General features: G+C 68.6%; 20 protein-coding genes. 7 read left to right on the top strand and 13 right to left on the bottom strand.

Annotated features, from left to right (window positions below; all coding sequences use genetic code 11):
- The first annotated feature begins 215 nt into the window (after window positions 1-215).
- From C9J49_RS00215 to C9J49_RS00205, 3 genes are read left to right on the top strand one after another with little or no spacing between them, the layout of a single operon-like run.
- Window positions 216-1,829 carry an arylsulfatase gene (locus C9J49_RS00215; protein WP_082090800.1) on the top strand — a complete coding sequence of 538 codons (1,614 nt, stop codon included), beginning with the start codon at window positions 216-218 and terminating at the stop codon, window positions 1,827-1,829.
- Window positions 1,830-1,868: 39 nt separating this feature from the next.
- On the top strand, window positions 1,869-4,388 hold the full coding sequence (locus tag C9J49_RS00210; RefSeq protein WP_107181022.1) for a tetratricopeptide repeat protein: 2,520 nt from the start codon (window positions 1,869-1,871) through the stop codon (window positions 4,386-4,388).
- Window positions 4,389-4,443: 55 nt separating this feature from the next.
- Window positions 4,444-5,025, top strand: coding sequence for an NADPH-dependent FMN reductase (locus C9J49_RS00205; RefSeq protein ID WP_035595910.1), 582 nt, complete (start codon window positions 4,444-4,446; stop codon window positions 5,023-5,025).
- A gap of 19 nt (window positions 5,026-5,044) precedes the next feature.
- Here the strand turns inward: C9J49_RS00205 and C9J49_RS00200 are convergent, their stop codons facing one another.
- Window positions 5,045-5,329 (bottom strand): DUF2798 domain-containing protein, encoded by a 285-nt coding sequence (locus tag C9J49_RS00200; RefSeq protein ID WP_046077859.1) that lies wholly within the window; start codon window positions 5,327-5,329, stop codon window positions 5,045-5,047.
- Window positions 5,330-5,461: 132 nt separating this feature from the next.
- Here C9J49_RS00200 and C9J49_RS00195 point away from each other — a divergent pair, with 132 nt between their 5' ends.
- Window positions 5,462-6,397 carry a LysR family transcriptional regulator gene (locus tag C9J49_RS00195; protein ID WP_046077858.1) on the top strand — a complete coding sequence of 312 codons (936 nt, stop codon included), beginning with the start codon at window positions 5,462-5,464 and terminating at the stop codon, window positions 6,395-6,397.
- A gap of 18 nt (window positions 6,398-6,415) precedes the next feature.
- Here C9J49_RS00195 and C9J49_RS00190 read toward each other — a convergent pair whose 3' ends face one another.
- The 4 genes from C9J49_RS00190 to C9J49_RS00175 all read right to left on the bottom strand — a co-directional run bounded on the left by C9J49_RS00190 (window position 6,416) and on the right by C9J49_RS00175 (window position 8,707).
- Window positions 6,416-6,781: a thiol-disulfide oxidoreductase DCC family protein gene (locus C9J49_RS00190; protein WP_107181021.1), complete on the bottom strand. Its 366-nt coding sequence runs from the start codon at window positions 6,779-6,781 to the stop codon at window positions 6,416-6,418.
- Between the two features lie 31 nt (window positions 6,782-6,812).
- Window positions 6,813-7,439 (bottom strand): O-methyltransferase, encoded by a 627-nt coding sequence (locus C9J49_RS00185; protein WP_246124704.1) that lies wholly within the window; start codon window positions 7,437-7,439, stop codon window positions 6,813-6,815.
- 37 nt (window positions 7,440-7,476) lie between these two features.
- Window positions 7,477-8,052 carry an ATP-dependent zinc protease gene (locus tag C9J49_RS00180; RefSeq protein WP_046077855.1) on the bottom strand — a complete coding sequence of 192 codons (576 nt, stop codon included), beginning with the start codon at window positions 8,050-8,052 and terminating at the stop codon, window positions 7,477-7,479.
- A 148-nt stretch (window positions 8,053-8,200) separates the two neighbouring features.
- Window positions 8,201-8,707, bottom strand: a complete 507-nt coding sequence (locus C9J49_RS00175) for an Hsp20/alpha crystallin family protein (protein WP_107181020.1) — start codon at window positions 8,705-8,707, stop codon at window positions 8,201-8,203.
- 282 nt (window positions 8,708-8,989) lie between these two features.
- Here C9J49_RS00175 and C9J49_RS00170 point away from each other — a divergent pair, with 282 nt between their 5' ends.
- Window positions 8,990-9,928: a zinc metalloprotease HtpX gene (locus tag C9J49_RS00170; protein ID WP_046077854.1), complete on the top strand. Its 939-nt coding sequence runs from the start codon at window positions 8,990-8,992 to the stop codon at window positions 9,926-9,928.
- Window positions 9,929-9,945: 17 nt separating this feature from the next.
- Here C9J49_RS00170 and C9J49_RS00165 read toward each other — a convergent pair whose 3' ends face one another.
- From C9J49_RS00165 to C9J49_RS00135, 7 genes are all read right to left on the bottom strand, one after another.
- Window positions 9,946-10,230, bottom strand: coding sequence for a YrhK family protein (locus tag C9J49_RS00165; RefSeq protein WP_107181019.1), 285 nt, complete (start codon window positions 10,228-10,230; stop codon window positions 9,946-9,948).
- 29 nt (window positions 10,231-10,259) lie between these two features.
- The gene (locus C9J49_RS00160; RefSeq protein ID WP_181454218.1) at window positions 10,260-10,880 is read right to left on the bottom strand and encodes a cell division protein ZipA C-terminal FtsZ-binding domain-containing protein; all 621 of its coding nucleotides are present in this window, start codon (window positions 10,878-10,880) and stop codon (window positions 10,260-10,262) included.
- 246 nt (window positions 10,881-11,126) lie between these two features.
- The gene (locus tag C9J49_RS00155; protein WP_107181018.1) at window positions 11,127-12,044 is read right to left on the bottom strand and encodes a ribose-phosphate diphosphokinase; all 918 of its coding nucleotides are present in this window, start codon (window positions 12,042-12,044) and stop codon (window positions 11,127-11,129) included.
- 19 nt (window positions 12,045-12,063) lie between these two features.
- Window positions 12,064-13,647: a thymidine phosphorylase family protein gene (locus C9J49_RS00150; protein WP_107181017.1), complete on the bottom strand. Its 1,584-nt coding sequence runs from the start codon at window positions 13,645-13,647 to the stop codon at window positions 12,064-12,066.
- Window positions 13,648-13,864: 217 nt separating this feature from the next.
- Window positions 13,865-15,355, bottom strand: coding sequence for a CoA-acylating methylmalonate-semialdehyde dehydrogenase (locus tag C9J49_RS00145; RefSeq protein WP_107181016.1), 1,491 nt, complete (start codon window positions 15,353-15,355; stop codon window positions 13,865-13,867).
- Between the two features lie 217 nt (window positions 15,356-15,572).
- The gene (locus tag C9J49_RS00140; protein WP_107181015.1) at window positions 15,573-16,856 is read right to left on the bottom strand and encodes a Xaa-Pro peptidase family protein; all 1,284 of its coding nucleotides are present in this window, start codon (window positions 16,854-16,856) and stop codon (window positions 15,573-15,575) included.
- A gap of 89 nt (window positions 16,857-16,945) precedes the next feature.
- Entirely contained in the window at window positions 16,946-17,830 is an 885-nt protein-coding gene (locus C9J49_RS00135; protein WP_107181014.1) for a hypothetical protein, read from the bottom strand.
- Window positions 17,831-17,933: 103 nt separating this feature from the next.
- Between C9J49_RS00135 and C9J49_RS00130 the strand changes: the two genes are divergently transcribed.
- Window positions 17,934-18,833, top strand: a complete 900-nt coding sequence (locus tag C9J49_RS00130; protein ID WP_107181013.1) for a LysR family transcriptional regulator — start codon at window positions 17,934-17,936, stop codon at window positions 18,831-18,833.
- Window positions 18,834-18,887: 54 nt separating this feature from the next.
- On the opposite strand, the gene C9J49_RS00125 is transcribed toward C9J49_RS00130, so the two are convergent.
- On the bottom strand, window positions 18,888-19,364 hold the full coding sequence (locus tag C9J49_RS00125) for a YbhB/YbcL family Raf kinase inhibitor-like protein (RefSeq protein WP_107181012.1): 477 nt from the start codon (window positions 19,362-19,364) through the stop codon (window positions 18,888-18,890).
- A 123-nt stretch (window positions 19,365-19,487) separates the two neighbouring features.
- Here C9J49_RS00125 and C9J49_RS00120 point away from each other — a divergent pair, with 123 nt between their 5' ends.
- Window positions 19,488-19,949 (top strand): flavodoxin family protein, encoded by a 462-nt coding sequence (locus C9J49_RS00120; RefSeq protein ID WP_107181011.1) that lies wholly within the window; start codon window positions 19,488-19,490, stop codon window positions 19,947-19,949.
- The last annotated feature ends 31 nt before the right edge of the window (window positions 19,950-19,980 follow it).

Here is a 19,980-nt window from a genome sequence, read left to right as displayed (position 1 = left end):
TAGATCGTCGGCAGCGTCAGATGTGTATAAGAGACAGGCATCAGACCGCTCCGAAGAAAAACGACAACCTTTTGTTTTAAAAAGAATTCCTGAGAAAAATGCTCCGTATCAACCGCCTTGCCAGTCTCCCGCTTTCGACTAACTTTAGCCATGTGGCCGACGCATTCCCGGGGGATGCCCGAGTCACACGGGATAATTCCACAAGGGGGTGATGCATGAAGCACACGACGTCAGGGATAGTGGCAGCGGGGCTCGCGATCTCCATGACCGGTACGGCCTGGGCGCAGGAAAACGCCTCCCAGGACACGCAGGGCAGCGAGGGCCCTCCGAATATCCTGGTGATCTGGGGCGACGACATCGGCTGGAGCAACCTCTCGGCCTACGAGCACTCGGTGATGGGCTACTCGACCCCGAACATCGACCGGATCGCCGACGAAGGCGCAATGTTCACGGACCACTATGCCCAGCCGTCCTGCACCGCGGGGCGCGCCGCCTTCCTCACTGGGCAATATCCGATCCGCTCGGGCATGACCACGGTCGGCCAGCCCGGCTCGCCCCTGGGCCTTCAGACCGAATCGCCGAGCCTCGCCGAGATGCTGAAGGCGGAAGGCTATCGCACCGGCCAGTTCGGCAAGAATCACCTGGGCGACCGCAACGAGCATCTGCCAACGATGCACGGCTTCGATGAATTCTTCGGCAATCTCTATCATCTCAACACTCAGGAAGAATCCGAACAGCGTGACTACCAGCGCTTCGGCGAGGCCTTCTCCGGGTCGCTGGAGGCCTACGAGGAACGGTTCGGCACCCGTGGGGTGCTCCACACCTTCGCCACGGAGGAATTCGACGACACGGAGATGCCGCGCTTCGGCGTGATCGGCGCCCAGACCATCGAGGACACCGGCCCGCTGACCCGCGAGCGCATGGAGAATTTCGACTCCGACGAGGTGATACCCCTGGCCCTGGACTTCATGGAGGAGGCCAGCAGCGCCGGCGATCCCTTCTTCGTATGGCTGAACACCAGCCGCATGCATCTGTACACGCACCTCGACGACGAGTGGCGCTACGCCGCGGAGGAACACACGTCCGAGGCCGATATTCACGGCTCGGGGATGCTGCAGCACGATCACGACATCGGCACGGTGCTGGACTGGCTGGACGAGCAGGGACTGGCCGGGAACACCATCGTCTGGTACTCCACCGACAACGGCCCCGAGCACAGCTCCTGGCCGCACGGCGGCACCACGCCCTTCCGCGGCGAGAAGATGACCACCTTCGAGGGCGGCGTCCGAGTTCCGTCAATGATTCGCTGGCCCGACCATATTCCCGCCGGCAGCGTCCTGAACGGCATCCAGGGCCACCAGGACATGTTCACCAGCCTGGCAGTAGCGGCCGGCGTCGAGGATCCCGCCGAGCGCATGATGAGCGAGAAGGAGCAATACATCGACGGCGTCAATAACCTGCCCTACTGGATGGGCGAACGGGACCGGTCCGATCGCGACCATATCTTCCACTACTACGAGAGCAAGCTCACCGCGGTACGCATGGGTCCCTGGAAGTTCCACTTCTCTACCAAGGAGAACTACTACGACAACCTGGTGCCGCGGACCGTACCGCTGGTGTTCAACCTGCGCATGGACCCTTACGAAAGCTACGACTCGCCGGACAGCTACGGCCACCTGATGCAGAAGGTCTCGTGGCTCATCCAGCCGATGTCGGTGCTGATGCAGGAGCACCTGGCCTCGCTGGCCGAGTATCCGCCGGTACAGGGTGGCGCTTCCTTCGACATGTCCAACGTGGTCGATGAGTTCATGAACAAGGCCATCCAGTAACCCGGCCTCGCCGTCCGCCATGGCCACCCGAGGGTGGCCATGGCGGTGTCGCGTCTGGACGTCACGCTGCCGACACGACAGGATGATCACCGTGGCTGGCCACCGGGGCGCCACGACACAGGGAATGTCATCGCATTGAATACCCAGGCCTCATCCCGTACCGCCGTCTTCGTCCATCGCTGCCTGCGCCCGAGCGCCGCGGCGGCCCTTCTGCTGACCGGCCTGCTGACCCTGTTGATAGCAGGCGCCGCCCAGGCCGCCTCGCCGCGACTGGCCAGCGAGGGCGACGGCTACGCGCCGGAAGGCAGCTGCGCCGGCTGTCATCAGGCCGAACATGACGCCTGGAAGGATTCCGACCACGGCTGGGCCATGCGCCCCGCCACGCCGGACAACGTGCTCGGCGACTTCGCGGATGCTCGCTTCACCGACAGTGGCCAGGAAGGCGAGATCCAGGCTCTGTTCCACCGGCAGGGCGAGCGTTTCCTGGTCACCCTCGAAGGCCCCGGCGAGCCCGAGGCCACCCACGAGATCGCCTATACCTTCGGCTACCAGCCCCTCCAGCAATACCTGATCGCGATGCCCGGTGGCCGACTGCAGAGCCTGACCATCGCCTGGGACTCTCGTTCGGCGGCGGAAGGGGGCCAGCGCTGGTTTTCGCTCTATCCCGGCCAGACCTTCACCCCGGACGATCCCCTGCACTGGCAGGGCCGCTACCAGAACTGGAACGCCATGTGCGCCGACTGCCACTCCACCAACCTGCAGAAGGGTTATGACCCGGTGGAGGACGTCTTCGACACCACCTGGCACGAGCAGAGCGTCGGCTGCCAGAGCTGCCACGGCCCGAGCCAGGCGCACCTCGACTGGGCCCAGGACGTGCCCTGGGCACAGGACGACGCATCGGCGGCCGCCCCGAGCGCCGAATTGAGCGCCGCCTCCAGCGACACGCCGGGCACGTCGAACAGCGCCGAGGACATCGGCCTCGGCGTGGACCTCGACGACATGTCCGGCCAGGAGATGGTCGGCCAGTGCGCCCGCTGCCACAGCCGGCGCACGACTCTGGGGGCAGGCCCGGCCCACGGCGAGCCGCTGCTCGACAGCGCGCTGCCCAGCCTGCTGACGGAGGGGCTCTATCATGCCGACGGCCAGATCCAGGGCGAGGTCTACGTCTACGGCTCCTTCGCCCAGAGCAGGATGTACCAGGCAGGCGTGACCTGCACCGACTGCCACGACCCGCACACCAACCGCGTGCGGGTCGAAGGCAACGGACTCTGCACCCAGTGCCACAACACCGCTCAATCGCCCCGCTTCCCGGAGCTCGAACCCGGCGACTACGACAGCGTCGAACACCACCATCACAGGCCCGGCAGCGAAGGCGCCCAGTGCGTGAACTGCCACATGCCGGAGACCACCTACATGGTGGTGGACCCGCGCCGCGATCACGCCTTCCGCGTGCCCCGCCCGGACCTGAACGAGGCCACTGGCAGTCCGGATGCCTGCACCCGCTGCCACGACGGCATGTCTCCCGACCGTGCGGCCGGCAGCATCAGGGACTGGTTCGGCGACCTCGCCCGCACCGAGCAAGGCGGCACTCACTACGGCGAGGTCTTCGCCGCCGCGCGCCAGGGTCGCGACGACGCCCTCCGCCCCCTGCAGCGGCTGGCGGCGGACGACGACACGCCGGACATCGTGCGCGCCACGGCCATCGACGCCCTGGCGGACATGGGGCCGCCGGCCCTGCCCACCCTCGAGGCCGCGCTGGACGACGACAGCGGCCGGGTGCGCGCGGCCGCCGCGCCGGCCTTCGCCAGCGCCCCGGACGCGCTCAGGATGGAGCGCCTGCTGCCGCTGCTCGACGACCCGCTGCGGGCGGTCCGCGACGAAGCCGTGCGCGCCCTGGCCGGCATCTCGCCGATGGAGCTGCCCGAGGAGAGCCGCCAGGCCTACCGCGCCGCCCGCGAGGACACCGAACGCCGCCTGCGCGCCAATGCGGACCTGCCGGGCAACCGCCTGAGCCTGGCGGTGCTGCTCGAGCGCAGCGGAGAGCGCGACGACGCCATCGACCAGTACCGCGCGGCCCTGGCGATGGATCCCTACTTCCTGCCGGCTCGGGTCAACCTGGTCACGCTCCACTCGCGCGGCGGCGACACGGCGGCATCACGCCGGCTGCTGGAGGACGGGCTGGCCCTCGACGACATGCCCCGCACCGACCGCGGCCACCTGGCCTACCTGCTGGCCCTGTCGCTGGCGGAGACACAGCAGTTCGACGAGGCCCTGGAGTGGCTGTCGAAGGCCACCGAGTGGCGCCCCGGGCACGTGCGAACACACTACAACCGCGCCCTGATCCTCGACCGGCTGGGCCACAAGCCCCAGGCCCTGGCGGCGCTGGAACAGGGCCTGCGACTGGCACCGGACTCGCCGGACCTGCTCTACGCCGCCGTCTACCTGAACGCCGCGGCGGGGCGGATTCCCCAGGCGCTGTCGGCCCTGGAGCGGCTGCGTCGCCAGCACCCGAACGACCCGCGCCTGCAGCAGCTCGAACGTCAGCTGCGCGCCCGTTGACGAGGCGGCCGGCGACGCCGCCTATCTTGAGACATGCCCACAGAAGGAGTCTTCCATGAGTCAGTCCCCCCGCATCCTGGTCTTCGCCGGCAGCGCCCGCCGGGGCTCGTTCAACAAGCGCCTGGCCAAGCTGGCCGCCGAACGCATCGAGGCCCACGGCGGCCGGCCGACCCTCATCGACCTGGCCGACTACCCGATGCCGCTCTACGACGGTGACCTGGAAGAGACCAGCGGCCTGCCCGAGTCGGCGCTGGCCCTGCGCGAGCAGCTCGCCGAGCACCAGGGCCTGCTGATCGCCTCGCCGGAATACAACGGCTTCATCACGCCGCTGCTCAAGAACACCATCGACTGGCTGACCCGCCCCCATCAGGGCGACAGCGGCCTGGCGCTGTTCCAGGGTCGGCTGGCGGCCGTGGTGGCCGCCTCACCGGGCGGGCTCGGCGGACTGCGCGGCCTGGCATTGATCCGCCAGCTGCTCGGCAACATCGGCGTCACGGTACTGCCGGACCAACTCGCCGTGGCCGGTGCCGGAGATGCCTTCGACGAAGAGGGACGGCTGGTCCAGGAAGGCCAGCGCAAGAGCCTCGACGGCATCTGCCGCCGGCTGGTCGAGGATCTGGAGCGCCTGCACGGCTGATCTCGGCGATGCGGCGCCCTCAGCGGGCGCCGTCGTCAGCCAGGGTCCAGGCCACCAGCCGCACCACCAGCGGCCGCACGCTCAGCACGCCGATGAAGGCCACCGGCACGGCCCGCACGTAGGCCTGAGCCACCGCCGCGGGATAGCCGGCGTCGACGCCGCCGTTCACCGCGGTGATCACCAGGCTCATCAGCAGCGTCATCAGCGCGGACATGTAGAAGGCGAAGACCACGGGCGCGAAGCGGGTCGGCACGCCACGGCGGCGTGTCGCGCCGGCGGCGTCCTGCGTAGGGCGTGAAGGCATGGTGCTGTCCTCTGTCGGTGAATCGAACGCCTTCAGCCTAGGGAAGGACAGGGGGCATCAGTAGACGCCCCGGCCTTGGTTCACTATAAAGCTTTATTGACGAATCAATGCCTGCATTACGAGATATACCCAATGGATACCCTGCGCGCCATCGAGAGCTTCGTGAAGGCCGTCGAGGCCGGCAGCATTGCCGGTGGTGCCCGGCGCCTCGGCATCAGCCCGGCCGCGGCCAGCCAGGCCATCGCGCGGCTCGAGGCCACGGTGGGCACTCGGCTGCTGGCCCGCACCACCCGCCGCATGTCGCTGACCGACAGCGGGGAGCTCTACTACCAGCACGTGCGACACGTGGCCCGCGATCTGGAGCGCGCCCACGGTGCCGTCTCCACGCTGCAGGCCGAGCCGCGCGGGCGGCTGCGGATCACCTCCACCGCCGCCTTCGGCCGCCACGTGCTGGCACCGCTGATGCCAGGCTTCAACGCCCGCTATCCACATCTGGCCCCGGAGCTGCTCACCACCGACCGCCGCGTGGACCACATCCACGAGGACGTGGACGTCAGCATTCGCTTCACGCCACAGCTCGAGGAGGGACTGGTGGCGCGGCGCATCGCCTCCATCCCCTTCCTGTTCTGCGCCTCGCCGGAGTACCTGGCCCGCGCCGGACATCCGCAGAGCCCAGAGGCGCTGCGCGACCACGATTGCCTGGTGTTTCGCTTTCCCACCGACGGCCGCTTCCTGAGCTGGGGCTTCATTCGTGACGGGATACGCTTCGAGGCGGACTTCCGGGCCGCCCTGATCAGCGACGATATCGACGTGCTGGCGAGCATGGCACTGGCCGGCGGCGGCATCACACGGCTGGCGGACTTCATCGCCGCCCCGCACATCGCGGCGGGGCGCCTGGTGCCGCTGTTCGTGGACGTGGAGGAAGGGGACGGCAGCGACACCCGCGCGGTGTCGGAGCCGATGGATATCTATCTGTGCGTCGACGACCGGCTGGCGCTGACGCCCAAGGTCTACGCCTTCATGGACTATCTGGTCGAGCATCTGCCGGCGGCCTGGCGACCGCGCTGACGGGCGCCCGGCGGCGGCTCACCGCCGCCCCTGACGGCGCAGGCGGCGGCGCACCCCGTGGCGATAGGCCACGGCGAGCGCCGGATTGATCAGCGGCAGGCCGATCAGCCACGCCAGCGGGCGCAGCCGCGGCACCCGGCGCATCAGCAGGAGGTAGGCGTCGAGACCGTCACACAGCCGGCCGTGCTCGTCCTCGACGTGAAGGGAATGCAGGGCATCATTCGGATCGATGCCGCGTTCGCGCAGGCGCGCCTGGTTGGCGGTGACGTCGACCCATTCCACTGCCGACGCCTCGCCGGCCATTCGCTCGTAGCGGCGCCGATCGCGGCGACATGTCGGGCAGACCGCATCGTAGTAGACCCTTAGCGTCGGTTCCTCTGGCATGGCAACCTCATCGTGAGACGCGCGCGGTGGGTCAGGCGGTCGCGGACGCCGGGGTCCGGGTCGCCAGGAACTCGCCCTTGCCCACCGGCACCAGGCTGGTGGTGAAGTCATCGTCCGCCTCCACCAGATCGATGAACGGCGCCAGCTCGTCGGCGTGGGAGGTGGCGTTGTCCACCACCAGCAGCCCGCCCGGCGCCAGGGTCTCGCGCACCACGGGCCACCAGTCGACGTAGCGCTCGCGGTCGGCATCGAGGAACACCAGGTCCCGCGAGGCCGGGGCCTCGCGGTCGAGCACCCGGCCGGCCTCGGCATGCAGCGATTCGATCACGTCCGCCAGCCCGGCCCGGGCGAAGTGTTCGCCGGCCATGCTCCAGCGTCCGGCGGCCCACTCCACCGTGGTGACCCGGCCGCCGAGCGCCCGGGCCGCCTCGGCCAGCCACAGGGTGGAGTAGCCGTTGGAGGTACCGATCTCGAGGATACGCCGCGCCCCGGTCGCCCGGACCAGCACGGCGAGGAACTCGCCGGTATCGCGGGTGATGTTGCGCAGTCGCTCGTCCGGCGTCGTGACGCTCCGGTCGTGGTGCTCGCCGAGACTCTCCAGCTCGGCCAGCAGGGCCCCGAAGGGCGTGGCGTGTTCCATGGCCATATCCTCTGGCATGTCGTCTCGTGATCGTCGTGCTCGCGGCTGGCGGCCCTCAGACGCCGATCTTGTCCTCGTACTCCTTGTCGGCATGACGATGCAGCGTCGAGTCGTCATCGCAGCTCGGCGACTGCAGGAAGGTCTCGGTGACGTCGAGATGGCCGAGGCTCTGGATGGTGCGGCGTCCCAGCAGCACCGGATAGTTCATGTCGCTGCGGTCCTCGAGGCTGAACTGCTCCTCGAAGCGTTCGTCGCCCATGCAGATCGTCATCAGCACCACCGGGCGGTGATCCCGGCCGCCGGCACCGACCACGGTAAGGTCGCGATAGAGCTGACGCTCGAATTCGTGGCTGACGATCTCGCCGCTCTCCTCGTCCTCGACCTCGACCTCAAAGCGCACCCAGTCCTCGCCGTCGCGCTCGAACTCCTCGATGTCCTCCGCCTGCATGGAGGACGTCAGGGCGCCGCTGTCGAGCTTGGCCTTCACTTCCACGCCCCAGCTCGGGTCGATCAGGGTCTTCTCCACCCAGCCGTAGACTTCCGGCGCCTCGGCATCACTGGCCAGGGCGGTGCCGGACAGCAGGCCGGCCCCCAGCAGGGGCATCAGGGCTCGCGACAGGGACTTGTGCATGTTCTCTCCTTCGAATCATACGGTTGAGGACGGTGCCGGCGCAGGCCGGGCAGCATCGAGTGTCATCTGACACGTCCTCGGCGTCCAGGGTTCCGTCGGGCCATGGCATCGCGCCCGCCGGCCCGAGAGGCACCGGCGGGCGCCGCCGTCATGATGAGATGTCGAGCCGGCGGCGATGCGCCTCCTTGACCTTGGGCAGGGTCAGCTCCAGCACCCCGTCGCGGAAGCTCGCCCCGGCCTTGTCGGCGTCGATGTCGCAGGGCAGTTCCACGGTGCGCAGCACGCTGCCGCGGGAGATCTCGCAGCGATAGTACTCACCCTCCTCCTTCGTGCCGCTCTCCTTGCGGCTCTCGCCCTTGATGGTGACCGTGCGGTCGGTCACCGAGACGTCGAGATCCTCGCGAGCGAACCCGGGAACCTCGGCGCGCACCACCACCTCGGCGTCCTTGTCGAGGATATCGACCCGCGGCATCCGCGGCTCCAGACGATCCCAGCGCAGCGGATGCATCCAGTCCCGCGCCAGCAGGCCATCGAACAGGCGATCCAGCTCGCGGAACGGGCTGGCGGGACGCGACTCGGGGACCCGGGCTTCCGGCTCATCGGCCCCGGTGGCCGGGCGGGAGGAAGCGGCTTGTTGAAATGTCTTGTCGGCCATGATGTGGCACCTCGATACCGTCGATACGCAGAAGAATGCGCGGCGAGGCCTTGGCAGCCATCCTCGATCCCTCAGCTGCCCTCGATCCCTCCATGCGCTCGATCCATCGCCCGTCGTCCTCGCCGGCAGGGAGACGACCGCGCTTGCCGGTCGCATCATCAAGCGTAGGCGAGCGATCACTCACCACGATGACGCCGATCAACGTTTGTGTCGGTTCCTGTCCCGCAACCGCGGGCGTGGCGGCTAGCCTTAGGGGAAAGGGCCAACGACGGGAGACGCGGCATGGTGCTGGAACACGAACTCGGCCGGCATCGCCTGTTCAACGGACTGCAGACGGTGCTGATCCTGGGCGGCCTGACGCTGACGCTGTCCCTGCCCGGCTACCTGCTGGCGGGACCGGGCGGCGTGCTGATGAGCCTCTCGGCGGTGATCGTGACGGCCGTGATGATGAGCTGGATGCCGGCCCGGATGATCCTGGCCCGGGCCGGCGCCGAGCGGCTGCCGCCGTCCCGGGCGCCGGAGGTGCATGCGCTGCTCCGGCATCTCTACGCCGGCGCCGGCCTGACGATCGCGCCGCAGCTCTACTATGCGCCCTCGGCGGAGATCAACGCCTTCGCCGTGGGCGGCCCCCACGACGGCGGCATCGCGGTCACCGACGGCCTGCTGCGCTCGTTGACGCGGCGGGAGCTGGGCGGGGTGCTGGCCCATGAAGTGAGCCATCTGCGGCGCGGCGACACCCGGGTGATGTCGATCGCCACGGCCATGACCCGCATGACGCTGTGGCTGACCACGGCCGTGCAGCTGGCGATCCTGATCAGCCTGCCGATGATGCTGTCCGGCGAGGGCTCCCTGCCCTGGCTCACCCTGCTGACGATCGCCGTGGCGCCGACGCTCAGCGTGCTGCTATCACTGGCGCTGTCGCGCAATCGCGAATACACCGCCGACATGGAGGCCGTGGCGCTCACCGGCGATCCGGCGGGTCTCGCCTCGGCGCTGGTGGTACTGGAGCGTCAGCGCAGCGGCTGGCTGGCAAGCCTGTTCGGGCGTCGCCCGCCGCTGGAGATCGCCTGGCTGCGCACTCATCCGTCCACCGCGGCACGCATCCACCGGCTGGCCGAGATCGACGACGCGCCACATGCCCCGTTCGGCGATACCGACGAGGTCATGCCGCTTCGGCGCCCGATCCCGACCCGACGTCGCGGCGGGCACCGCTGGCGCTGAGGAAAGCCGCCGGCGGCTCAGTCCCGGCGACCTTCCCGCTCCAGGTCTTCCACGTCACCCATGGACGCCAGCTTGACGTCGCGCACGGTGCGGATGGTGGGCTTGAAGGCGAACAGCGCCGAGCCGACGATGAAGCACCAGGTCGCCAGCGTCTGCTGGCTCTCGTAGAGGAACAGCACCGAGCCGACCAGGAAGGCAGCCGCGGCGCCGAAGTCGACGAAGGTGTAGATCAGCTCCCAGAGGGCGTAGAGCCGGCGGGTGCGCGGGTTTTCCTCGCGCCGGTCGCGATCGAATAGCGCCATGCACATCTCCTTGGACGATGGGGAAGGTCTCAGGGAGCGGCGCGTCGCAGCTGTTCGAACTCCTCGTCGCCGACTTCCTGACGCTCGGCATCGAGGATCCTGCCGCCCAGCGCGGCCACCGAGCGGGTGAAGTCGATCAGCGCATCGGGACTGTGGGCGACCCGCCGCTTGTTGCGAAAATGCACCAGGATGGAGATGCCGTCGACCACCGGATGCTCACCGTCCTCGTGAAGCGGCGGCAGCGCGCCGGGCGGCGTGCTGTTGGCGATCACCATGCGATAGCCGGTGCGCGGCGGATGGACGTTGTAGACCCGCTGCTTCGGATCGTAGGCCGCCCCGACCTCCTCCAGCTTGCGCCGGAGACGCCGATTGGTATCGAGCCCCGGCCAGTCGAGCACCACGAACAGGCACTGGCGCACCTCAGCGCCCTTGGCGACGCGAAAGCGCTCGGCCACCTGCTCGGGCTCGGGGAGCGTCGGGCCACTGGACGCCGAAGCGGGTTCAGGCGGCGACTCGGGCTTGGCCGCCGGCGCGGGCGTCGGCTCGCCGGATGTCTCGGCGCGGTCTCGGCGCAGATACCAGAAGACCCCCAGGGCCGAGACGCCCATGGCCAGTGCCACCACGGCCATCAGCATGGCACCGCTCATCATGTCCATCGCCCTCTATCACCATCGAACCGTCATTTCCCTGAAAGAAACATGCCCACGGCCTCGGCACAATGCTTCCATGCCGGAAGCATCCCCCGGAAATCACGGCATTTTTCGGCTTTGTCAGCAAGGCTTCGTAACGTACTGCTTTGTCAGGAAAAGTTGGCGTCACCCCGACACCTGCGCCGCACGCTGATCGAGTCCCGCCCTCTCGTCGGGGCGCCGCCAGCTCATCAAGGGCGCCGCCAGCTAGTACAGAGAACCCAGCACGTTCGCCAGCGCCGGCGCCAGCAGCGGCGCCATGGGAATGGCGTTGCTGACATGGACGATGCAGTCGGTGCTCCACACCTCCCCCACGCCGGCGGCCTCGATCACCGCCAGGGCATCGTCGGCGAACAGCGCATGGGTCACCGCCAGGTCCACCGACGCCGCGCCGGCGGCCAGCAGCGCCTCGGCGGCCCGGGCCACGGTGTGGCCGGTGCTGGCCACGTCGTCCATCAGCACCGTTCGACGGCCGCGCAGCGCGATATCGGGCAGCGCGATCACCACCTCGCGGTCGCCGCGGCGGGTCTTGTGACAGACGCCGAAGGCGAAGCCCGTGGCGCTGGCGGCCTGCTGCACCCACTGGCGCGACTCGGCATCGGGGCCGATCAGCAGCGCCTCGTCGCGCTGCGCGGCGATCAGCTCGCCGAGGCGGACGGCGCCTGACAGTGCGACGGCATGCTCGAGCGGGATCGCCTGGTCGAGGCGGTCGATACGATGCAGATGCGGGTCGACGGTGATCACGGCGTCGAACAGCTCGGCCAGGAAGGCGCCGACCAGCGCCTGGCTGACGATCTCGCCGGGATGAAAGGCGATGTCCTGGCGCATGTAGGCCAGATAGGGCGCCACCAGCACCAGATGCCGTACGCCCTGACGACGGGCATGGCGGGCGATCAGCAGCAGCTCGACCAGCTTGTTGTTGGGCCGGTCGAGGCTGCGGTAGATCACCAGGGTCTCCGGCATCGGCTCGGGGGAAGCGGCGGTGCCGGCGAAGGGCAGCGTCAGGTGCAGCTCCTGATCGGGAAAGCGGTGCTCCGCCACGGCCCGGGCCTCGAGTCCGGCAGCCTCGGCCAGCCGCCGGGCCGGGCCGGCCTCGTCGTTGACGTAGAGCAGCATGATGCTCATGGGCTCGCCATCCCTCCCGTTACCCTTCCACATTGAGCCGCACGATGCCCTCGGGCGAGCCGATGGCGACGCCGCGATCGCGCTCGCAGGCCTGGCGGGCGAAGGTCAGCTCGTTGGGCGAGGCGGCGTAGACGCGATACAGCGGCTGGCCGGTGTTCACCGTGTCGCCGATGCGCACCGCCAGATCGACGCCGGCCCCGATCGCCCGCGGCGCCCCGGCGAGCCGGGCGATGCGCGCCAGCTGCAGGTTGTCCAGGGCGGTCACGGCGCCGCCGGTGTGAGCGGTCACTTCCAGGGTATGCGGTGCCAGCGGCGGATGCTCGGGATCGAAGGCGTGCGCGCCCTGGGCCTGGATGATGGCCCGCATCTTGTCGAGCGCGCGGCCGTCGTCGAGGATGTCGCGCGCCAACCCGAAGCCGTCGCCGCCGCGCACGTCGGGGTCGAACTCCAGCATCCGCCCGGCCAGGCGCAGCGCCTTCTGGCGCAGGTCCATGGGCGCTTCGGAATGGTTGGTGAGCACTCGCATCACGTCCCGAGCCTCCAGGGCGGGGCCGATGCCGCGCCCCACCGGCTGGCTGCCATCGGTGATCACCACGTCCAGCGTCAGGCCCAGGCGCCGGGCCACGAACTCGAACAGCTTGCGCAGCCGATGGGCCTCGGGCATGGAGCGCACCTTGGCGTGGGGTCCGATGGGCAGGTCGAGCAGCAGATGGGTCGAGCCGGCGGCGATCTTCTTGGACAGGATCGAGGCCACCATCTGGCCCGGCGAGTCCACCGACAGCGGTCGCTCCACCGAGATCAGCACGTCATCCGCGGGCGACAGCTCGCTGGTGCCGCCCCAGGCCAGGCAACCGCGGTGAGTACGCACCAGCTCACCCAGCTCGTCGAAGGGCATGTCGACCCGCGCCAGCACCTCCATGGTATCGGCGGTGCCGGAGGGCGAGGTGATCGCCCGGGACGAGGTCTTGGGGCACAGCAGGCCATGGGCGGCGACGATCGGCACCAGCAGCATCGAGGTGCGATTGCCGGGCACGCCGCCGATGCAGTGCTTGTCGACCACCGGCTGCTCGTGCCAGTCCAGCCGCCGCCCCACCCGGCTCATGGCGTCGCTGAGATAGAACACTTCCTCGCGGTCGAGCTCGCCCAGGTCGCAGGCGACCACGAAGGCAGTGAGCTCGATCTTGGAATAGCGCCGTTCGGCGATGTCGCGGATGATGCCGCGGAAGTCGTCGCGGGTCAGGCGCTCGCCGGCGAGCTTGCGGTGCATGGCGGGAATCGAGGCCGGCGGCTCGGCCTGGCGGATGCTGACCGGGCAGCCCTCCGCCGCGTCCAGCGAGGCGAAGGCATCCTCGGAGAGGCCGAGCTCGCCGCAGCCGACGATGGCCGCGTCGTCGACCACGTTGAGCGTGGCCAGGATACGCCGGCCGTCGGCGCGCACCTCCACCTTGGCCAGGGCCTGGAATCCCTCGGCCCGGTAGCGGTCGCACTCGCGGTGCATGTAGGCCACGTTCTCGCGATAGGTGTCGATGCCGACGCGCTTGAGCGTCAGCGGCGTCAGCGTATCGGCCTGTTCGGCGGGCTCGGTGGCGGGCGATCCATTCATGCCGTCATGGCACCCCGGTGATCGGTCCATGACGACAGCCTAGCAGCGCCTGGAAGATGCCTCCCATGACGCCGGACAAGCCGCCGGCACAACGCGGCGCGCCCGCCTCGTTGTGGCAACGGGGCGGGCGCGATCGGAGCGAGACAGATCGTTTGTCACGCTCGGTTAGAGACGGTCAGTTCGACACGCTCGGTTGGAGACGGTCAGTTTGTCACGCTCAGTTCGAGGGGAAGTTGAACTGGGCGCTCTCCTGCTGGGCGCGCTGCGGCCAGCGCTGGGACACGGCCTTGCGGCGGGTGTAGAAGCGCACCGCGTCGGGGCCGTAGGCGTGCAGGTCACCGAACAGCGATTCTTTCCAGCCGCCGAAGCTGTGGAAGGCCACCGGCACCGGCAGCGGCACGTTGATGCCGACCATGCCGACCTCGATGGCATCACTGAAGCGGCGACCGGCCTCGCCATCACGGGTGAACACGCAGGTGCCGTTACCGTACTGGTGGGCGTTGATCAGCGCGATGGCCTCCTCGAAGGTCTCGACGCGCACCACGCACAGTACCGGTCCGAAGATCTCGTCGCGATAGATGTCCATCGCCGGCGTCACCCGGTCGAACAGGGTCGCGCCCAGGAAGTAGCCCTTTGATCCCTCGACCAGCGGATGCTCACGGCCGTCGACCACCAGCTCGGCGCCGGCCTGCTCGCCCCGCTCGATATAGCCGGCGACCCTGTCGCGATGGCCGGCGTTGACCAGCGCACCCATGTCCAGCCCCTTCTCGGTGCCGGGGCCGATCTTCAGGGTGCGGGCCTGATCGGCGAGCTTGCCGACCAGGGCATCGGCGGTCTCGTCGCCCACGCAGACCGCCACCGAGATCGCCATGCAGCGCTCGCCGGCGCTGCCGAAGGCCGCCCCGATCAGGGTGCTGGCGGCGTTGTCCAGGTCGGCGTCGGGCAGCACGATGGCGTGGTTCTTGGCCCCGCCCAAGGCCTGCACGCGCTTGCCGTTCTCGGCGCCGCGGCGATAGATGCTCCTGGCCACCGGCGTGGAGCCCACGAACGACAGCGCCTTCACGTCCGGCGCGTCGATCAGCGCCTCCACGGTCTCGCGGTCGCCGTGGACCACGCTGAAGATGCCGCGCGGCAGGCCGGCCTCGTCGAGCAGCTCGGCCATCTTGATCGCGGTCGAGGGCACCTGCTCCGAGGGCTTGAGGATGAAGGCGTTGCCGCAGGCGATGGCCATCGGGTACATCCACAGCGGCACCATGGCCGGGAAGTTGAACGGCGTGATGCCGGCCACGATGCCCAGCGGCTGGTGGTTGGACCAGGTATCGATGCCCGGCCCGGCGTTGTGGGAGTACTCGCCCTTGAGCAGCTCCGGCACGCCGCAGGCGTACTCGACGTTCTCGATGCCGCGCTTGAGCTCGCCCATGGCGTCCTCGAGCACCTTGCCGTGCTCTTCGGCGACCAGCTGGCAGATCTCGTCGGCGTCACGCTCAAGCAGCGTCTTGAAGCGGAACATCACCTGGGCGCGCTTGGCCGGCGGCAGATCGCGCCAGGCCGGCTGGGCCTCGCGAGCGGCCTCGATGGCGCGCGCCACGGTGGCGGTATCGCCCAGCGTCACGCGGCGCACGGCCTCGCCGGTGGCGGGGTTGAAGACGTCGAGCGTACGGTCGCCGGCCGGGCGCTCGCCAGCGATCCAGTGGTTCACATCGGTCATGGGGGCTCTCTTCATTGCTTGGGCAGACCAGAAGCCACGCTCCTTTCTGGAGCGACTTTCTCAATTGACTGGCAGAAGCGATGAGCCTTTCCGGGCCCAAGCCCCGCGAGGGCGCTGTAAACCCTTCCCTGGGCGCTACTTTTGCCATCCATGGCAAAAAACCCTCGCTTGGTCTTGTCCCCGGCGCTCATCTAGCCAACCGTCAGTCGGGCAGTACTCACACTTCCCGGTCGAGCAGGGCCTCGTCGAACGGATAGCGCGACAGCTTCTCGATGCCGGTGTCGGTGACCAGCACCTCCTCCTCCAGCTTGACGCCGTCGGCGGCGCCGACCTCGCCGATGTAGCTCTCCACCGAGACGACCATGCCGGGCTCCAGGATGCCGTCCTTGGAGAAGCGGTCGAAGTCCATATGGTGGGCGACCAGCGGCGTCTCGCCGTGCATGCCCACGCCGTGGATGATCGAGGGATAGCGGCGGTCGAGGAAGCGCTCGGGAATCTTCCACGCCTGCTCGGCGATCTCGCGGTAGCTCATGCCCGGCTTGAGGATGCCCATGTTGTGGTGCACCTGGTCGTAGGCCATGCGGTAGAGGCTCTTCTGGTAGGCGCTCGGCTTGCCGGGCCCCACATGGAAGGTACGCGAGAAGTCGGAGTAGTAGCCGTGGCAGCCGATGGTATCGGTGTCCAGCGCCACCAGCTCGCCGGGGCGGATCACCCGGTCACTGGCCTCGTTGAACCAGGGGTTGGTGCGCGGCCCGGAGGACAGCAGCCGGGTCTCGATGAACTCGCCGCCCTGGCGAATGACGTCGCCGTACATGATGGCGAACAGCTCGTTCTCGGTGACGCCGGGCTTGATGGCGGCCTCGACCTCGGCCACGGCGGCCTCGCTGCCGGCCATGGACTGGGCCAGGCAGGCGATCTCCTCGGGGGTCTTGATGCGACGGCAGTGCAGGGTGTCCTGCATGCAGTCGAAGACCTCCAGCCCCTGGGCCTCCAGCGAGCGCGCCAGGTTCAGGGCGCAGCGATCCAGGCCGATCTTCCTGTTGCCACGGCCGTGCTCCTCGATCAGCTCGGCGATCTCGACGCCGAAGGGATCGGAGGACAGGTTGTCGCGCTGGTTGACCGCCGACCACACCACCTTGGAGGTGCGCGACTCGTCGATGGTCTCCAGCCAGGTGGAGACGTGGGCGCTGCCCGGGTACTCGAACAGGATCACCGGGCCGTCGAGCGGCACGTAGACGTAGCGAGTCGAGTTGCGCAGGAAGTAGCCGAACATGTTGCGCGAGCCGGTGGCATAGCGCTGGTTGTACGGGTCGAACAGCACCACGGCGGCATAGCCCTGCTCGGCCATCATGGCGCGCAGGCGATCGAGGCGGCCGGCGCGCAGCTGCTTCGGGTCGAAGGCGGTGGGGATGCTGTCGCCGTTAGCCATGGGGGCCGAGGGAATCACCGGGATCTGGTCCGGTTCGTTGTCGGTCAGCTTCTCGAAATCCACGATGCTCATGTCAGGTCTCTCGGAGAGTCGTTATTGAGTGTCGGTCTGGATGGCGCCGGCCGGACCGGCGCCAAGGGCATGACGATCGGCAGGCGCGATCAGTCGACCAGGGCGTCGCTGCGCTGCATGCCCTCTTCGAGCAGCCGCTCGTGGACCGGTGCCATGCGGCCGAAGATGCGGCGAGCGCGTTCGGGGCGACCGATGAAGCCCGGCTCCTTGGCGTAGGCGAAGATCACCGTGTGGCGCTCCTTGTCGCCCTCGACCGGGGTGACCCGGTGCAGGGAGTAGCGGCCGAAGAAGATCTGCAGATCGCCGGGCTGAAGATCCAGCGACTTGAGCCGCGAGCGGTCGCCGTCGATGACCTCCTCGACCTCGTCGAAGTTCTCGCCCTCGGGGCTGCGGATGCCCGGGGCATACTCGAAGCGGCCGCCGCCGTGGGACTGGCGGGTCATCATGGTGACGATGAACTCGTTGGTGTCGTAGTGCCACGGATGCTGGCAGCCCTCGCGCAGCACGTTGACCACCAGGTCGGCCAGCGGGTCGGCGTACGGGTGGATCTCCTCCATGCCGACCACGGTGGCGATGAAACGCTGGAAATCGGCGTTCCGGTAGACCTGGCGAATGATGGTGTCACCGTCGATGCGGTCGCCGGCGACGAAGCCGTTGGTGCGGTCGCCGAAGCGGTTCAGCGGGTGGCTGGCCGGCTTCGAGGGATCGGCGTCGCTGTTGTAGGGATTGGTCTCGGTCTGGTTGTAGTGCGCCTCGGGCGACAGGCGCTCGGTCTCGCGCTCCAGGCGCTCGAGGGCCTCGTCGGGCACGAAGTGCTTGAGCACCACGCAGCCGTCGTCCTCCAGCTGGCGGCGGCAGCGGTCGATCAGCGCACGTCCGGTGTCGCCGTCGAGATCGTCGAGGGGATAACGTTGCAGATCGATGAGGCCATCGAGGGCGGTGGCGGGGGTATCGACCGAGGGTTCCACAGGCATGGTTGTCTCCGCTGTCGTGTGCATGCTGGACAGCCTAGAGACGGCATCTCCATAATAAAAATGAATCATTGAGATACAACCAATTTCAAAGGCTCATTAATTTATGGATACGGACCTGCTCCGCGCCTTCGTCACCGTGGCCGAGTGCCAGGGGTTCAGCGCCGCCGGCAAGGTGCTGCATCGCACCCAGTCGGCGGTGAGCCTGCAGATCAAGCGCCTCGAGGACCAGATGCGACAGTCGCTGTTCGAGCGCACCAGCCGCAGCGTGCTGCTGACCCGCCACGGCGAGCGACTGCTGCCCTACGCCCGGCACATGCTGACCCTCGAGGACGAGGCCCGTGAGGCCCTGGGCGAGCGCCAGCGCGGCGAACTGATCCGTTTCGCCACCTCCGAGGAACAGGCCAGCGCCTACCTGCCCGAGCTTATGGAGCGCTACGCCCGGCGCTTTCCGGACACGCGCCTCAACATCACCTGCGACATGAGCGCGGCGCTGGTCGGCCAGTTTCAGGAGGGCCTGCTGGACGTGGTGCTGTCGATCCGCCACGTGCCGACGCAGTCGGGGCAGCTGCTGGGCTGGGAGCCGATGGTGTGGGTGGTCGCCGAGGACTGCCGGCTGGAAGAGTGGGACGTGCTGCCGCTGGCGCTCAACCCGGAGGGCTGCACCTTCCGCGCCCATGCGCTGTCGGCGCTGGGCCGCGACGAGCGGCGCTGGGAGATCCGCTACGCCAGCACTTCGCCCACCGGCATCAACCTGCCGGTCCAGGCGGGCCTGGCGATGACGGTGAAGACGCCGCGCAGCGTGCCGGCGGGCTGCCGGATCGTCGGCGAGGCCGAGGGCCTGCCGACGCTGGGGCAGGTCGAGATCGAGCTGCATCGCCGCCCGGGCCACACCCGCGAGGCGCTGGACGCCTTCTGCGAGGAACTCGAACGCATCGTCACCGAAAACGACGCCATCGCCGCCCCCCAAGCGGGCGAGGCGACGGACGAGGCCAGCAACGGCTGAGCCCCGCCGATGGCGGGGCTCGAAAACTGACGCTTGCTGCCTGTCAGGCGGTGATCAGCCTCGCTGATACGTACCGATCAGCCGGTTCATGCCCAGCAGGTGCGGCTCGAGCTGCTTGAGCAGCTCGGTCATGGAGAGCCCTTCCGGCAGCGCCGTGGGCTTGTCCAGCGCCAGCACCCAGAAGTAGTACAGATGCGTGCCGTGGCCTTCCGGCGGCATGGGGCCGCCATAGCCGTTGCGCTGGAAGTCGTTGTGCCCGCGAGTGCCCTCGGCGGTGGCCTCCTCCAATGAGGTGACGGAACCCGGCAGGTTGTAGAGCAGCCAGTGCACGAAGCCCTGCTGGCCGTGCTGCACCAGCGGCGCATCCGGATCGTGGCAGATCACCGCATAGCCCTTGGTGCCCTCCGGCGGGTTCTCCCAGGCCAGGGGCGGCGAAAGATCGTCACCGTCCGCCGCATGCCGCCCGGGCATGGCTTGAAAGTTCTCGAAGGCGGAGCTGGTCACCTGAATCTTCGAAAGGGCAAAGGCCATGAGACGTCCTCCCTGATGGGGTCGTGAATACCGAATTCAGCGTCGGCAAGGCGTTGGCGCCTGTCAACGCCGCTGTCCCCTGTATGATGGCGGGCCGGACACTCTTCAACCCGGCAGGCTCCCATGAAGCGACTGTTGATCGTGGCCCATGCGCCCTCCCCCAACACCCGCCGGCTGCGCGAGGCCGCCGAACGCGGCGCCCGCCATCCCGACATCGAGGCCATCGAGGTGGTCGTCAGGCCGCCGCTGGAGGCCGGCCCCGACGACGTGCGCGCCTGCGACGCCATCCTGCTCGGCACGCCCGAGAACCTCGGGTATATGAGCGGCGCCCTCAAGGACTTCTTCGACCGCAGCTACTACGCCGTGCTGGACGACACCCGCGGCCTGCCCTGCGCGCTCTACATCCGGGCCGGCCTCGACGGCACCGGCACCCGGCGCGCCGTGGAAGGCATCGTCACCGGGCTCGGCTGGAAGTGGGCGCAGGCCCCGCTGACGCTGCGCGGCGAGTGGCAGGACGCCTTCGAGGCCCGGGTGGAGGAGCTCGGCATGGCGATGGCGGCAGGGCTCGAGGCGGGCGTGCTGTAAGCCCCGGCCACCGCCGACGGGCCGGGCATGA

The organism is Halomonas sp. SL1, from assembly GCF_003030865.2.
Taxonomy (GTDB): Bacteria; Pseudomonadota; Gammaproteobacteria; order Pseudomonadales; family Halomonadaceae; genus Halomonas; species Halomonas halophila.
This window is presented reverse-complemented; position numbering and strand designations above follow the sequence as displayed.